Annotated in this window: 10 protein-coding genes and 1 tRNA gene; 4 read left to right on the top strand and 7 right to left on the bottom strand. The window is 72.9% G+C overall.

Translation table 11 applies throughout. From position 1 onward, the window contains the following. Nucleotides 1-55: 55 nt before the first annotated feature. Nucleotides 56-976, top strand: a complete 921-nt coding sequence (locus tag AB0389_RS19720) for an EamA family transporter (RefSeq protein ID WP_366396707.1) — start codon at nucleotides 56-58, stop codon at nucleotides 974-976. A gap of 44 nt (nucleotides 977-1020) precedes the next feature. Here AB0389_RS19720 and pruA read toward each other — a convergent pair whose 3' ends face one another. Together pruA and AB0389_RS19710 are read right to left on the bottom strand one after the other, a co-directional pair. Next, nucleotides 1021-2622 carry an L-glutamate gamma-semialdehyde dehydrogenase gene (pruA, locus tag AB0389_RS19715; protein ID WP_366396796.1) on the bottom strand — a complete coding sequence of 534 codons (1602 nt, stop codon included), beginning with the start codon at nucleotides 2620-2622 and terminating at the stop codon, nucleotides 1021-1023. A gap of 203 nt (nucleotides 2623-2825) precedes the next feature. Beyond that, nucleotides 2826-3566 carry a FadR/GntR family transcriptional regulator gene (locus AB0389_RS19710; protein WP_366396706.1) on the bottom strand — a complete coding sequence of 247 codons (741 nt, stop codon included), beginning with the start codon at nucleotides 3564-3566 and terminating at the stop codon, nucleotides 2826-2828. A 210-nt stretch (nucleotides 3567-3776) separates the two neighbouring features. On the opposite strand from AB0389_RS19710, the gene AB0389_RS19705 reads away from it, so the two are divergent. Then, the gene (locus AB0389_RS19705) at nucleotides 3777-4664 is read left to right on the top strand and encodes a helix-turn-helix domain-containing protein (RefSeq protein WP_366396705.1); all 888 of its coding nucleotides are present in this window, start codon (nucleotides 3777-3779) and stop codon (nucleotides 4662-4664) included. Nucleotides 4665-4909: 245 nt separating this feature from the next. Here AB0389_RS19705 and AB0389_RS19700 read toward each other — a convergent pair whose 3' ends face one another. Then, nucleotides 4910-6307, bottom strand: coding sequence for a serine hydrolase domain-containing protein (locus AB0389_RS19700; RefSeq protein ID WP_366396704.1), 1398 nt, complete (start codon nucleotides 6305-6307; stop codon nucleotides 4910-4912). A gap of 260 nt (nucleotides 6308-6567) precedes the next feature. On the opposite strand from AB0389_RS19700, the gene AB0389_RS19695 reads away from it, so the two are divergent. Both AB0389_RS19695 and AB0389_RS19690 read left to right on the top strand, forming a co-directional pair. Further along, entirely contained in the window at nucleotides 6568-7995 is a 1428-nt protein-coding gene (locus AB0389_RS19695) for a sensor domain-containing protein (protein ID WP_366396703.1), read from the top strand. Further along, a complete protein-coding gene (locus AB0389_RS19690) occupies nucleotides 7980-8624 on the top strand; it encodes a response regulator transcription factor (protein ID WP_366396702.1) in 645 nt (214 codons plus the stop codon). Before AB0389_RS19695 ends, AB0389_RS19690 begins: the two co-directional genes overlap by 16 nt. Before the next feature lie 75 nt (nucleotides 8625-8699). On the opposite strand, the gene AB0389_RS19685 is transcribed toward AB0389_RS19690, so the two are convergent. The 4 genes from AB0389_RS19685 to tmk all read right to left on the bottom strand — a co-directional run bounded on the left by AB0389_RS19685 (nucleotide 8700) and on the right by tmk (nucleotide 15449). Continuing rightward, nucleotides 8700-8773: transfer RNA gene (locus tag AB0389_RS19685), tRNA-Thr, on the bottom strand. A gap of 120 nt (nucleotides 8774-8893) precedes the next feature. Further along, nucleotides 8894-10465: an alpha/beta hydrolase gene (locus tag AB0389_RS19680; protein WP_366396701.1), complete on the bottom strand. Its 1572-nt coding sequence runs from the start codon at nucleotides 10463-10465 to the stop codon at nucleotides 8894-8896. Nucleotides 10466-10610: 145 nt separating this feature from the next. Then, a complete protein-coding gene (locus tag AB0389_RS19675; protein WP_366396700.1) occupies nucleotides 10611-11816 on the bottom strand; it encodes a DNA polymerase III subunit delta' in 1206 nt (401 codons plus the stop codon). Between the two features lie 189 nt (nucleotides 11817-12005). After that, nucleotides 12006-15449 carry a dTMP kinase gene (tmk, locus tag AB0389_RS19670; RefSeq protein WP_366396699.1) on the bottom strand — a complete coding sequence of 1148 codons (3444 nt, stop codon included), beginning with the start codon at nucleotides 15447-15449 and terminating at the stop codon, nucleotides 12006-12008. Between the last annotated feature and the right edge of the window lie 92 nt (nucleotides 15450-15541).

Below are 15541 nucleotides of genomic sequence, written 5' to 3'. Positions count from 1 at the left end.
AGACGGGCCGCCCGGCGCATTGTGCGCGCGAGCCGCCCTGTCCCACCATCGGGACATGCGAGCCGCACCCGGACCTGTCACCGCCCCCGCCCCCGCCCCCGTACGCCCCACAGCCTCCCCCCGCCCCGACCGTCCGGCCGGACGGTCGGGGCGCCTCGCCGGGGTGGCCGTGATGATGGGCAGCGGTCTGTCCAACCAGACCGGCGCCGCGATCGGGTCCCTCGCCTTCCCCGTGCTCGGGCCGGTCGGGGTCGTCGCGGTCCGGCAGTACGTGGCCGCTGCCGTCCTGCTGGCCGTCGCCAGGCCGCGGCTGCGGTCGTTCACCGGGGCGCAGTGGCGGCCGGTGCTGCTGCTGGCCCTGGTGTTCGGGACGATGAACCTGTCCCTGTACAGCGCCATCGACCGGATCGGCCTGGGCCTGGCGGTGACCCTGGAGTTCCTGGGGCCGCTCGCCATCGCCCTGGCCGCCGCGCGCCGCCGCGTGGACATCCTCGCCGCGGTCGTCGCCACCGCGGGCGTGGTGACGCTGATGCGCCCGCGGCCCTCGACCGACTACACCGGCATGGCCCTGGGCCTGCTCGCCGCCGTCTGCTGGGCGTCGTACATCCTCCTCAACCGCACGGTGGGCCGGCGTATACCCGGCGCGCAGGGTTCGGCAGCCGCGTCGGGGCTCTCCGCGCTGATGTTCCTGCCGGTCGGCATCGTCCTGGTCCTGCGGCAGCCGCCGACCGCCGAGGCCGTCGGCTACGCCGTCGTGGCGGGGGTGCTCTCCTCGGCGGTGCCGTACCTCGCGGACATGTTCTCCCTGCGCCGCGTTCCGGCCCAGGCCTTCGGGCTGTTCATGAGCGTCAACCCGGTCCTCGCCGCCGTCGTCGGGTGGGTCGGCCTCGGCCAGCACCTGGGGTGGACGGAGTGGGCGGGCATCGGGGCGATCGTCGCCGCGAACTCGCTCAGCATCGTCACGCGGCGGGGCTGACGGGCAGAGCCGGCCGGCGCGCGGGCCGCCGCGCCCGGCGTCTCTCAGGCGTCCAGGTGCGGGGAGCGGTAGTCGGTGGCCGGGAGGTGGTTCTCCTTCGTCGTACGGGGGCTGGCGAAGCGGATCAGGTTCCAGACCGTGCCGGCCTTGTCGTTGGTGCCGGAGGCGCGGGCGCCGCCGAAGGGCTGCCGGCCGACGACCGAGCCGGTGGGCTTGTCGTTGACGTAGAAGTTGCCGGCCGTGTAGCGCAGCGCGGCGTCGGCCTGTTCGACGGCGGCACGGTCCTGGGCGAACACCGCGCCGGTCAGGCCGTAGGGGGTGGAGCTGTCGACGAGTTCCAGGATCTCGGGCCACCGGGCGTGGTCGTACACGAACGCCGAGAGGACCGGGGCGAAGAGCTCCTCGGTGAGGAACGGCGAGTGGGGGTCGTCGACTTCGAGGATCGTGGGGTCGACGAACCAGCCGACGGATCCGTCCGTGCCGCCGCCGACGACCACCAGACCCTGCTCCCGCGCGCGGGCCAGCGCCTCGACGTGCTTGGCGTGCTTGGCGTGCTGGCGGGCGTTGATGACCGCGCCGACGTACGTCTCGGGCCGGGTCGGGTCCCCGACGACCATCGATTCGGTGAGCGCGACGAGCCGCTCCCTGAGCCCCGGCCACAGGCTGCGCGGGACGTAGAGCCGGCCGGCGGCCGAGCACTTCTGGCCCTGGAACTCGTACGCGCCGCGCACGCACGCGACGGCGAGGGTCTCCACGTCGGCGCTGGGATGGGCGAGGATGAAGTCCTTCCCGCCCGTCTCGCCCACCACACGCGGGTAGTTGCGGTAGCCGGCGACGTTCTCGCCGACCGTGCGCCAGATGTTCTGGAACGTGTACGTGGAGCCGGTGAAGTGGACGGCGGCCAGGTCGCGGTGGGTCAGGGCGGTCGGGCCGAGGTCGGGACCCGTGCCGTGCACGAGGTTGACGACCCCGTCGGGCAGGCCGGCCTCGCGCAGCAGCCGCAGCGAGAGGTGGGCGACCAGCGAGGCGCTCTCGGCGGGCTTCCAGACCACCGTGTTGCCCAACAGGGCGGGCCCGAAGGCCAGGTTGTTCATGCAGGTGAAGTTGAACGGGGTCACCGCGAACACGAAGCCTTCGAGCGGCCGGTACTCGACGCGGTTCCAGGCACCCGGGTCGGAGCCGGGCTGGACGTCGTACATGTCGAGCATGTTCTTGACGTTGGCGCGGATGAAATCGACCGTCTCGCAGGCGGCGTCGATGTCGGCCTGGTAGGTCGTCTTGGACAGCTCCAGCATCGTGGCGGCGTTCAGCCGGTCGCGCCACGGGCCGTACTCCAGCATGTCGGCGGCCCGCAGGAACGGGGCGGCGCGCTCCTCCCACGGCAGGCTCCCCCACCGGGCCGAGGCGCGGGTGGCCGCCTCGATCGCGTCCGCCATCTCGGCGGGACCGGCGTGGTGCACCCGGCCGAAGGAGTACGCGTGTTCGTGCGGGGTGACGATCGGGACCGTACGGCCGGTGCGGACCTCGCGGCCGTCGATCACGTTCGCGAGGTCGAAGTCCGCGGAGCGGATCTCCTTCAGGGCGGCGGCGACGCGCTCACGCTCCGGCGAGCCGGCGCCGAAGGACAGCGGGTCGGTCGGGCCGATGTTGTGGTCATCACTGCCTCCGAGCGATTCCGGGGACGGGCACGCCGGGGCACGTGCTCTGCGCGTGCCTGGCCCCGACGCTCGGAGAATCGCAGCGGAGTCCGCCACATGCCAATGGTTAGGCCATTGTGATCGTCACGGCCGATCGGTCGTCACGGCTGATCGGTCGTCACGGCTGATCGGTCGTCACGGCTGATCGGTCGTCACGGCCGGGGCGACCGGCGCGGCAGCGCCGACGGGTCGTCGACCCAGCGGTTCATGTGCTCCCGCATGGCCCGCCGCGCCGCGTCGGGGTCGCCGTCCAGGACCGCGGAGGCGACGGCGATCGTGTCGTCCCGCAGGATCTGGACGGACGACGGCTGCGGCTCGGTACGTTCGAAGACGCGCAGTACGGCGTCGTGGATGCCCTGCGAGATGGCGACGCGGACGGAGTTGGCGGAAGCCGCGGCGAGCAGTTCGTGGACGGTGAAGTCGATCTGCTCGACCTCCTTCCAGCGCTTCGCGGCACGCGCGGCCGTCAGCAGTTCGGCAAGCCTCTCCCTCTGTTCGGCGGTGATGCGCAGGGCCGCCAGCTCCGCGTTGTCCTGCTCGAAGGTGAAGCGGAACTCGGCGAGTTCGGCCTCCGTCGTGGCATGCAGGGTCAGCAGGGAGGAGAGCGCGAGGCCCATGATGTCGGGGCCCGGCTTGGCGGCGAAGGCACCACCGTGCGCCCCCAGCCGCACCCGTACGATGCCGGAGGCCTCCAGGACCCGGATCGCCTCCCGTACGGTCGCCCGGCTGACGCCGAACGTCTCGGCCAGCTCCCGCTCACTGGGCAGCCGGTCGCCGTCCGGGACGCGCCCGCTCAGCACGGCCTGGCGCAGCTGGGCCACGACATCGTCCACCGAGCGGGTGCGGGCGAGTTCCTTGAACAGTTCCCGGGCGGGCGTCCTTGGTGTAGTCACCCCGTCTTTCTAGCACCCTTCCCCTCGCCCGGATATTGGCCTTACCATTCGCGATGTGCGATCGGGAGACACTCCGCAGGCAGTGGTGGACTCGCCGGCGGCGCGCCTCGGACCTCTCCGTGCTGATCGAGGACGCGGGCTTCCACGCGCTCAGCTGGAGCGTCCAGACCGAGGTCGACGAGGTACGGCTGCACAGCATCCTGCGGCGCGGTGTCACCGCGGCGACGCTCCACGCGGTCGACCGGCTCGGACTCGCGCACGCCACCTCCCCCCGTCCGTACGCCCACCGTCCCCGAGGCGGGCATGGAGCAGCGCTGGTGCGTTCCCCTGCGCGTCGCCGAGCACCTGGTCGGCTACCTGTGGGTGCTCGATCCCCAGGACCGCGCCGGACCTGGCGCACTGCCCGCCCTGGCCGCCGCGGCCGGCCGCGCCACCAGCGTGATCGCCTCGGGGACCACGCCCGAGGACGACGACAGACAGCTCCCCGATCTCCTCGGCCGTCTCGAACGGGGCCCCGACGACGAAGCCGCGCGCAGGCTCACGGTCCTGGCCCGGCTGCCCGACGGCGCCCTGATCGCCGTCGACGAACACCCCCGGCGCGACGGCTGGCCCCTGTCCGGAGGGCTGACCGCCCTCCCGGCCGGGCCCGGCCACCGGGGAGCGACGAGCGGAGCGCCCCTTCCGCTGGTGGAACTGCACGAGGCGGTCAGGCGGGCGCGGCTGACCCTCCAGGCGCTGCGCGCGGGCGCCCTCCTGACCCGGCCGAGCTGGGACTGCCTGCGCGCGTGGCGGATGGTCGTCGAAGCGCCGCCGGAGCTGGACCCGTCGGAGATCCACCCCGGCGTGGCCGAACTGCACCGGCAGAAGACCCCCGACCTGCTGATCACCGCCCGGACACTGCTGGACCTCGGCGGGGACGTCCAGGCGACGGCGCACGCGCTCCACCTGCACCGCACCACGCTCTACTACCGCCTGGCCAGGATCAAGGTCCTGACCTCCGTCGACCTGCGCACCGGCCCCGACCGGCACGACCTCGACCTCGCCCTGCGCCTCGCGGCATTCCGCACGGCGGCCGTGGTCGGCGGACGGAGCCGCTGAGGTTCGCGCCCCGGACCCGGCGGGGCAGGGCCGCTCCGTCGGCGAGCCGGCCAGGCCGCGGAGTCCGAGGGTGCACAGGCCGATCAGCTCCGTACCGCTCCCGGCCCCGCCCCTCGGCCACGGAGCCGACGGCCCGGCCGCCGAGTTCCACCCGTAGATCCGTGTCCCGCGCGGCCTGCGCGGTGTCGACGGCCCGGGTGACGTCGGCGGCCGGTATCCGCTCGGAAGCGGCGCCTGCGCAGCGATCAGCCGGCCGGCGTCTCGGCCGGGGTCTCGGACGGGGTCTCGGACGGGGCGGGGATCGGCTTGTCGAGCATGGCGCACACCGCGGCGTTCACCAGGGCCTGCTGGGCGGCGTGGGCCTTCGGCGTTTTGAGACCGAAGATCGTGTTGGTGTAGACCGAGACGGTGCGGCGGCCGGCGGCGTCGGTGTAGTTCTCGCTGGAGTAGCCGGGGACCTCGCCGTTGTGGCCCCAGACGGTGCCACAGGGGGTGGCCACCTCCTCCAGACCGAGCCCGTAGCGGCGGTTCGGGAACTCGGACTCCTCGGCGCGGGTGGTACGCATCTCCTTCATCAGGGCGGACGGCAGGAGCTTGCCGGACATCAGCGCGCTGTTGAACAGGGCCCAGTCCCGCGCGGTGGAGACCATGCCGCCGGCGGCCCACGTCGTACTGGTGTTGACCCAGGTGGCGTCGACGTACCCCGCGGACCTGGCCGGCCCGTTGAACGCGGTCTCGGCGGGCAGGCCCGGGGGGAGCAACGGGGCGAGGTGGGCGGCGTCCGGCTCGTAACCGTGGGCGAGTACGGAATTCTTCCCGGTGCCGCTGCCGGTGTCCGTGTCGGCGCCGGTGACCAGATAGGTGTTCTTCAGGTGGAGCGGACCGGCGATCCGCTGCTGGATCAGGTCGCCCAGGGTCTGTCCGGTCACCTTCTCGGCGATCAGGCCGAGCACGGCGTAGTTGGTGTTGCTGTAGGAGTAGTCCGTGCCGGGGGCGAACATCGGGTCGTGCCGTACGCCGGCGGCGATCAGCTCCTCGGGCGTCCAGGCCCTGGTGTCCTGGCCGGTGAACGCCTTGAGCACGTCGGGGTCGAAGGTGTAGTTGAAGAGGCCGCTGGTGTGGTTGAGCAGCATGCGTACGGTGATCGCGCCCCCGTCGGGGACCAGGCCGGGCAGCACCTGCTCGACCGGGTCGCTCAGCTCGATCCGCTCCTCGGCGACCAGTTGCAGGATGACGGTGGCGACCATCGTCTTGGTGTTGGAGCCCATCCGGAACTCGTCGCTCGCGGCGAGGGCGCCGTCGGCCTCGGTCCAGGACGCCTGCCGGGTGATCTCGACCGGCCGCCCGCCGCCGTCGTCGACCCGGACGATCGTCCCGGGGGCTCCGGCTTCCACGACCTGCTGGGCCAACTGGGCCAGCCGGGCCTTCTTGTCCGTCTTGCCCTCCTGGGACACGGCCCCGCCGGTGGTAGTGACCGACGCGGAGTCGCCCTGCTCCTTGCCCTGCTCCTTGCCCGGCTTCTTGGCCGCCTCGTCGGCAGACGCCGCGTCGCAGGCGGTGAGGGTGCCGGTCAGCGCGACGGCCACGAGAAGCGCCAGGCCCGTACGGCGGCGGTGGCGCGGGGACAGCGTGGTACCGGTCATGGGGGTCTCCTGAATGAGAGGGCGTCGGTCTCGGGTAGTCCGACGCCGGCACACGGATGCGGGCCACTGGCCGGCGGCGGTGCTGCCCGTCGACGTCCTGCCTGCCTGCCCTCAGAGCCTCTCTGGACCGGGGCGGCGGAACACGGGTGCTGAGCCCCCAGGGGGGTGGAGTAAACCCCCCTGTGCGGACCCCTGCCACCCGGTCATGATCGATGCCGAAGGCCGGTGCCCCCGGCGCCGATGCACGATGATGGAGAGTGATGACCGATCCCGGCGAGACCCGCCTCCCCGGCGGCGCCCCGCCCCCGGGGACCCACCCGGTGCCCGCCGGCGGTCGCGCCTCGCGCCGCCGGGCCTCGCACCGCGGTCCCTCACGCCGCGGTCCCTCACGCCGCGGTCCCTCACGCCGCGGTCCCTCGCTGCGCTCCCGGTTGGCCCTGCGCGTGCACCTGCTGGGCTGGTCGCTGGTGCTGCTGCCGGGCGCGGCAGCGGGCGCCGCCCTGGCCACGCTCTGGATCACCGCGGTGCCGCTCGTCGCGCTCGGGGCCGGAATCCCGCTGGCCCTGCTCGCGACCGTCCTGATCCGCTGGTTCGCCGACCTGCACCGCCACTGGGCCGCCGGCCGGCTCGGCGAGCCGGTGCCCCGGCCCTACCTGCCGCCCCCGGACACCGGCCGGGGCTGGCCCGCGCGGCTGTGGGCGATCCTGCGCGACCCGGCGAGCTGGCGGGACTGGGCCTGGCTGGTGGCCAACTCGGTCACCGGATGGTTCACGTACGGGCTTTCGGTCCTGCTGTTCCTCGGCGGCGTCCTCTTTCTGGTCTATCCGCTCGTCTACCAGCTGACCCCGCCTCAAGTGTTCCGTACCCCTCTGGGCAACGGCTTCCGTCTGCACAGCGTCCAGGAGTCGTTCGCGCTGGTCCCGCTCGGCCCGGTGCTCCTCCTGCTCTGGTACGCCACCGCCGTACGCCTGGCACACCTCAACGCCGTGGTGATCCGTTCCCTGCTCGGCCCGACCGAGCAGGCGCGACTGCGGGCCCGCGTCCAGGAGTTGGCGGCCTCGCGAGCCGATACCGTCGACACCAGGGCCAGTGAACTGCGCCGCATCGAACGGGATCTGCACGACGGCGCGCAGGCCCGTCTGGCGTCACTGGGCATGAGCCTGGGCCTGGCCGAACAGATGCTGCCCAACGATCCGGCGGCCGTCCAGCGGCTGCTGGCCGAGGCCCGGGAGGCGACCGCCGACGCGCTGGCCGAACTGCGTGATCTGGTACGCGGTATCCATCCGCCGGTCCTGGCGGACCGCGGCCTGGACGGCGCGCTGAGGGCCCTGGCCCTGGTCAACCCCATTCCGACCACCGTGGTGACCGACCTGCCAGGACGGCTGCCCGCACCCGCCGAGTCGGCCGCCTACTTCGCCGTGGCCGAGGCCCTGTCGAACGCCATCAAGCACGCCGAGGCCCAACACGTCAGGATCGAGGTGGAGTTCACCCCCCACCCGGGCCGCGACGCGGGGGAACTGACGATGCGGGTGTGCGACGACGGCCGCGGGGGCGCCGCCCTCGACGCCGGCACCGGCCTGCGCGGCATCGCCCGCCGCCTCGCCGCCTTCGACGGCACCCTGACCGTCGACAGCCCGCCCGGCGGCCCCACCGAGATAAGGATGTCGTTGCCGTGCGCATTGTCGTAGCCGAGGATCTCGCCCTGCTCCGCGAGGGCCTGATCAGGATCCTCCAGGCCAACGGCTTCGAGGTCGTGGAGGCCGTCGACAACGGCCCCTCCCTGCTCCGGGCACTGACCACCCACCGCCCCGACGTCGCCATCGTCGACGTACGCCTGCCCCCGACCTTCACCGACGAGGGCCTGCGCGCCGCGATCGCCGCCCGCAAGCAGATCCCCGGCCTGCCCGTCATGGTGCTCTCGCAGTACGTCGAGCAGCTCTACGCCAGGGAGCTGATGTCGGACCGCGCCGGAGCGGTGGGCTATCTGCTCAAAGACCGGGTCATGGCCGTAGACCAGTTCGTCGCCAACGTCCGCCAGGTCGCCGCCAGCAGCACGATCATGGACCCCGACGTCGTCGCCGCCCTCCTGACCCACCGCTCGGCCGACCCCCACCTGCGAGCACTGACCCCACGCGAGCGGGAAGTCCTCGACCTGATGGCCCAGGGCCGCTCCAACGCCGCCATCGCCGCCCGGATGTTCGTCAGCGAGAAGACCGTCAGCAAACACAGCTACAACATCTTCACCAAGCTCGGCCTCGAACCGTCCAACGACGACAACCGCCGCATCCTGGCCGTCCTCGCCTACCTGGAAGGCTGAACCCCGCCGCCACACCGCACACCCAAAAAAGCAAAAGCCCCAGGTCACGGCGAGTGAGTCCTGGGGCTTCCACCGAGCCGCCTTCGGGATTCGAACCCGAGACCTACGCATTACGAGTGCGTTGCTCTGGCCAACTGAGCTAAGGCGGCGTTGCCGTGTGCACCATGGTGCGATCAGCGGCGCGGCCAAGTCTACACAGTTTTGAGGGGTGCTCCGTACCCGCCGGGAGAGAGGGGACGGGGAGGGACTTCCTGCAGGTCAGGAGGGGGTCAGGAGCACTTCTTGCCGGCGGTGGGGGGTGTGCCCTCCAGGAGGTAGGTGTTGATCGCCGTGTCGATGCAGTCGCTGCCCCGGCCGTAGGCGGTGTGGCCGTCGCCTTCGTAGGTGAGGAGCGTGCCGGAGGAGAGCTGGCCGGCCAGGGACTGGGCCCACTTGTAGGGGGTGGCCGGGTCGCGGGTGGTGCCGACCACGACGATCGGGGCCGCGCCCTCGGCCTCGATGCGGTGGGGGGCGCCGGTGGCCTTCGTGGGCCAGTAGGCGCAGTTCAGGGAGGCCCAGGCCAGGACCTTGCCGAAGACCGGGGACGCCTTCTCGAAGGAGGGGAGCGCCTTGGTGACCTGCTCGGGGCTGTCGAAGGCGGGCGGCAGGTCGAGACAGTTCACGGCGGAGTTGGCGAACATCAGGTTCTGGTACGAGCCGTCGCTGTCGCGCTCGTAGTACGAGTCGGCCAGGGCGAGCAGGGCCGCGCCGTCGCCGTCCATGGCGCCCGCGAGGGCGTCGCGGAGCTGGGGCCAGGCGGACTCGTCGTACATCGCGGCGATCACGCCGGTGGTGGCGAGGGATTCGCCGAGCTGTCGGCTCTCGCCGGTCGGGACGGGCTTGGTGTCCACGTCCGCGAAGAACGCCTTGAGCCGGGTCGAGACCTCGGCGGGCGACTTCGTGTCGAAGGGGCAGTCGGCCTGCTTGACGCAGTCCCGGGCGAAGGACTGGAAGGCGGTCTCGAAGCCGACGGTCTGGTCGCGGTTCAGCTCGCGGGCCGGGAGGGACGGGTCCATCGCGCCGTCGAGGACGAGCCGGCCGGTGCGCTCGGGGAACAGCTCCGCGTAGGTCGCGCCGAGGAAGGTGCCGTACGAGGCGCCGACGTACGACAGCTTCCGGTCGCCCAGTACGGCACGGAAGAGGTCCATGTCCCGGGCCGCCTCGACCGTGGAGACATGCGGAAGGATCGTGCCGGACCGCTTCTCGCAGCCCTGGGCGAACTTCTTGAAGGAGTCGGTGAGCAGCGTGGTCTCGGCCCGGTCGTCCGGCGTCTGGTCGACCTGGGTGTACGCGTCCATCTCCTTGCCGGTGAGGCACTCGATCGGCTCGCTGCGGGCGACACCGCGCGGGTCGACGGCCGCCATGTCGTACCGGGCGCGGACCTGCGCCGGATAGCCGATGCCCGCGTACCCCTGGAGGTAGCCGATGGCGGAGCCGCCGGGGCCGCCCGGGTTGACGAGCAGCGAGCCGAGCCGTTTGCCGGGGCCGGTGGCCTTCTTGCGGGACACGGCCAGGTCGATCTGCTTCCCGTCCGGCTTCGCGTAGTCCAGCGGCGCCTTCATCGTGGCGCACTGGAAGTCGGGGACCCCGCACGCCCGCCAGGTGACCTTCTGGTCGTAGTACTTCTTCAGCGCCGCCTGGTCGACGGACGCCGAACCCGACGCAGAACCCGCGCCCGAAGCCGAGGCGTCAGCGCCCGCTCCCGCGTCGGACGGTGAGCCGCCGGAGCTGCATCCGGAGATCAGCAGACCGGCCGCCACCAGTACGGCAGCGGAGATACGGAACGGGTGCCTGGAGTCCATTCACGGAGCCTAACCGCCCGGCAGAGCGCGGCGTACGTCCACACTCGTACGGGTGAGTCCCGGCCCGCGACGTCTCCTGGACGGGGTCCCCGGCCCGGTCTTCCCGGCCCGGTCTTCCCGGCCCTGGCTCCTCGGCCCGGCCCCCTCAGCCCGCCCTCACCGACACCGCCATCGCCTCGACCGCCAGCAGCGGCGCCACATTGCGGTCCAGCGCCTGCCGGCAGGCGCCGATCGCCTCTATCCGGCGCAGTGTCCGCTCCGGGGTGGAGTCACGGGCGACCCGCTCCAGCGCGTCCAATACATCCCCGTTGGCGAGCGCCACGCGCGACCTCATCTGGAGGGCGAGCACATCCCGGTAGAAGCCCGTCAGGTCGGTGAGCGCGAGGTCGAGGCTGTCGCGCTGCGTACGGGTGGAGCGGCGCTTCTGCCGGTCCTCCAGCTCCTTCATCACGCCTGCCGTCCCCCGGGGCATCCGGCCGCCCGCCGAGGCGCCGAGCGCGGCCTTCATGTCCTCCGTCTCCTTGGCATCGACGTCCTCCGCGACCTGTTTTGCGTCCTCCTTCGCCGCGTCGACCAGCTCCTGCGCCGCCTTGAGGCAGCCCCCGATGTCCGCCACCCGCAGCGGCATCTTGAGAACGCCGGCCCGGCGCGCCCTGGCCCGTTCGTCGGTGGCCAGCCGGCGGGCCCTGCCGATATGTCCCTGGGTGGCCTGGGCGGCGGCGTGGGCGGCCTGGGGCTCGATGCCGTCACGCCGGATCAGGACATCGGCGACGGCCGCGACGGGCGGGGTACGCAGGACGAGATGGCGGCAGCGGGAGCGGATGGTGGGCAGGACGTCCTCCAGCGAGGGCGCGCAGAGCAGCCAGACCGTCCGGGGCGCGGGCTCCTCCACCGCCTTCAGGAGGACGTTGCCGGCGCCCTCGGTGAGACGGTCGGCGTCCTCCATCACGATGACCTGCCAGCGGCCGACGGCCGGCGAGAGCTGGGCGCGGCGGACCAGCTCACGGGTCTCCTTGACGCCGATGGAGAGCAGATCCGTGCGGATCACGTCGACGTCCGCGTGCGTGCCGATCAGGCTCGTATGACAGCCGTCGCAGAACCCGCATCCCGGCTCCCCGCCCAGCGCCCGGTCCGGGCTGGTGCACTGAAGAGCGGCGGCGAAGGCGCGGGCCGCGGTGGAACGGCCCGATCCGGGCGGCCCGGTGAACAGCCAGGCATGGGTCATCTTCGACGCCTCGGGCGGCGCGGTGCCCGTCGCGTCGGCGGTGACCAGCGCGTCGGCGTCGCGGGCGGCGGCGGCCAGCGTCACCTGCACGCGGTCCTGTCCGACCAGTTCGTCCCATACGGTCATGCGCCGTCACCGCCTCCATCCTCGCCTGTCAGTCGTGCGTCGCGCCCGGATTCCCGTGCCCGGATTCCATTGTGGGGCCGGGGTCTGACATTCCGGCCCCACTGGCGACAACACGCCACAAATGTTCGAACGGGTCGTCACCGGGTAATGGTCACCCGCTACTGGTCGCCGGGAACCAACGGACGCGCCCTAGCGGCGCCGCCCGCCCTTGCCGCCGTCGCCGTCCCCGTCCTCGATCACGTCGCGCGAGCCGAACAGTTCGTCCGCCAGCGTCGGAAGGTCGTCCAGCGGGGTCTCCTCCGCCCAGTCCGAGCGGCGGCGCGGTCGCTCGCCGCCGCGCTCCGGCGCACGCCCCTGACCGGCGGCCTCCGGGTCGATCTGCGGCAGCTCCGCGGTCCGTTCGGCCGGGCGCTCCGCGGGCGCCGGAGGCGCCGGGGCGTCGTCGCGGAAGAAGCCGCGCGGCACCCGGTCGGCCGGAGCGGAGTCCCGTACGGCCGGGAGTACGGCGGTCTCGTCGGCCGCGCGGGCGTCCCGCGGCTCGTCCCGTACCGGCGGAAGCACCGTCGTCTCCGCCATGTCGGACGCGGCCCCGGAACCGGCACCAGCACCCGAACCGGCACCCGAGCCGGTCCCGGGCAGCGGCGGCTTCGGCCGCAGGTTCTCCGGACGTACCGCCGGGACCTGCTGGGTCACATCGTCAGGAGCGACCGTCTTCTTCTCGGGCTTTTGGAGATCGGCCGCCCGGACGACGGGCGTCGGCACCGTGAGCTCGTTCGGCGAAGCGACCGGGGGCTTCGAACGCTCCGCGGACGGAGCAGACGGAGCGGACGAAGCAGACGCTGCCGCCGCCGCCTCCGCCGCCTCCGCTGCCGCCGCCACCTCCGCGGCCCGCCGCACCTCCTCCGCCCTGACCAGGGCCTCCTCTGCCTTGCGCTGCTTCTCGCGGCGGCGCTCCTCGGCCTCCGCGCGGAGCCTGGCCTCCTCCTTGGCCTGCTTCCGCAGCCGCTCCTGCTCCGCCTCGTACACCCGCTCCTCGGCCTCGCGGCGCTTGCGCTCCTCCTCGGCCTTCCTGCGCTCCTCCTCGGCGCGCTGCCGGGCCTCCTCCGCCTGCCGTTCGGCCTCGCGGCGCTGCGCCTCCTCCAGCTCGCGCCGCTTGCGCTCCTCCTCCTCGGCGCGGAGCTTGGCGAGCTGCGCCTGGCGCTCGCGCTCCAGCCGCTCCTCCTCCGCCTTGCGCGCGGCCTCTTCCTCCGCCTTGCGCCGGGCCTCCTCGATCGCGGCCCTACGGGCTTCCTCGCGGGCCTCGATCTCGGCCTCGGAGAGCGGCAGCAGCTGGTCGAGCCGGTGCCGTACGACCGTGGTGACCTCTTCCGGCTCCTGTCCGGCGTCCACTACGAGATAGCGCGTCGGGTCGGCGGCGGCCAGGGTCAGGAAGCCGGTCCGCACCCGCTGGTGGAACTCGGCGGGCTCGGACTCCAGCCGGTCGGGTGCCTCGGTGAAGCGCTCGCGCGCCGTCTCCGGGGAGACGTCGAGCAGCACGGTCAGATGCGGTACGAGTCCGTCCGTGGCCCAGCGCGAGATACGGGCGATCTCGATCGGCGAGAGGTCACGGCCCGCACCCTGGTAGGCCACCGACGAGTCGATGTACCGGTCCGAGATGACGATCGCACCGCGCTCCAGCGCCGGCCGCACCACCGAGTCGACGTGCTCGGCGCGGTCGGCCGCGTACAGCAGCGCCTCGGCGCGGTTCGACAGACCGGCGCTCGACACGTCGAGCAGGATCGAGCGCAGCCGCTTGCCGACCGGGGTCGCTCCCGGCTCACGCGTGACCACCACTTCGTGGCCCTTGGCACGGATCCACTCCGCGAGCGCCTCCACCTGAGTGGACTTGCCCGCGCCGTCCCCGCCTTCCAGCACGAGGAAGAAGCCGGTCGCCGCCCGGGCCTGCGCCGGGTCGGCGCCGCCCCGCAGCGCGTCGCGCAGATCGCTCCGGAGCGGCACGCCGGAACGGTCGTCCGTCTTGGCGAGCACCACCGCCGCCAGAGGCAGCAGCAGCGCGCCCACCAGCATCAGTGTGAAGGCCGCTCCGTCGTGGGCGAAGACGAACGTGCCGCTCGCGAGGCGGTGCGGGCCGATGGCGGCCGCGACGAGGGGGGCGAGCACCACGCCGAGCGCGACAGAGACCCTGACTACCGCATGCAGATGTTCGGTTACTCGCTGTTTACGGTACTCCTCGATCTCCCCGTCGAGAAGAGCGTGTCCGGTATTCGCCACGACACCGGCCGAGAAGCCGGCGAACAGCGCGAGGAACAGCACCGTCGCCGTATCGGGTACGAGCCCCATGGCCAGCAGCGCGACGCCCGTGACCGCGATCGACAGCGCGAACAGCCGCCGCCGGGAGAGCGCCGGCAGCACCTTGGCGGCGCCGCGGATGCCCAGCGCCGTACCCCCGGTCAGCGCGAGAACGAGCAGGGCGAAGGCGACGGGACCGCCGCCGAGGTCCCTCGCCTGAAGGACGGAGACCGACACGACGGCCGCGATCGCGCCCGCGATGGCCCCGGACGCCAGTACGAGCAGCGGCAGCGCGCCCGTACGGCCCTTGTCCCGGCCTTCGCCGGAACCGCTCGCGCCGGAAGCACCCGCGCCGGCCGCACCGCCCGCGCCCGGGCTGCGCAGCCCCTCGATCGGCGACCGCGGCCTGGGCGTACGCCCGTCGGGCAGCTGCAGGAAGTACAGCGTCGAGACGGACGCCGCGAACAGCCCGGCCGCGACGTACGACCCCAGCGCCGCCTGGTGCAGCGAGAACCAGTCGATCCCCGTGCCCAGCAGATTGCCGATCAGCGTGGCCACGAGCAGGACGACCGCCGCCGCGGGCACGGAAAGGAACGTCGTGCGCAGGGAGAGCCGGCGCAGCGCGTCGAGATGGTCGGGCAGCGGACGCACCGCCGCGCCCTCCAGTGGCGGTGCGGGCAGCAGCGCGGGCGCGGCGCTCTCCTTGGCCACCGTCCAGAAGCGGTCGGCGACACCGAGGACGAAGACCGTACCGAGGAGGAACGGCAGCGCGCGGTCCGGGGTCCAGTCGAGCCACAGCGGCGCGACGATGAGCAGACCGAGCCGGAGTACGTCCGCGACGATCATCGTCCAGCGGCGGTCCAGCGGCCCGCCGTCCCGCTCCGGCTTCGCGCGCTTGAGCACCATCGTGGCCCCGCCCGGAACACCCGGCGCCTCGGGCGCACCGCTCGCGTCGGCCGACGTGGCGGGCTTGACCAGCCGCACCGGCTTGGCCGGCCGGGTCCCCGTGCTCGGCGCGACCAGCGCCGACACCGGACCGAGGAGCACCGCCCCGAAGAGCAGCGTCGCGAGGATCCGGACGCCGAACACGGCGGCCACGGCGAACGCCGCACCCCGGTATCCGGCGCCGAAGGAGCCCTCGGCGATCGCCGCTTGCAACGACAGCAGCAGAAGCACGAGTACGGCCAGTACGTCGCCGACCCCGCCGGCGAACTGGGCGCCCCACAACCGCCGCAGCGGGGGGAGGCGCAACAAGGAACGTAGGGCGCGCTCTCGTGAGTCCGCGGCAAGGGCGTCGGGGTCGGAGGGGGCGCTCACGACCGTTGGCTGCTCGGCTCGCGTCATCCGCCCAGCCTATCCGGCCCCACCGACAACCCCGCGCCGCGTCCGAACGTACGAACAGGGGTGAAGAGGCCCGGACCCGGCGCGCACACCGG

It is taken from the genome of Streptomyces sp. NPDC093109 (assembly GCF_040701725.1).
GTDB lineage: Bacteria > Actinomycetota > Actinomycetes > Streptomycetales > Streptomycetaceae > Streptomyces.
The sequence above is the reverse complement of the archived record's forward strand: the minus strand, read 5'-3'. Positions and strand labels throughout refer to the sequence as shown.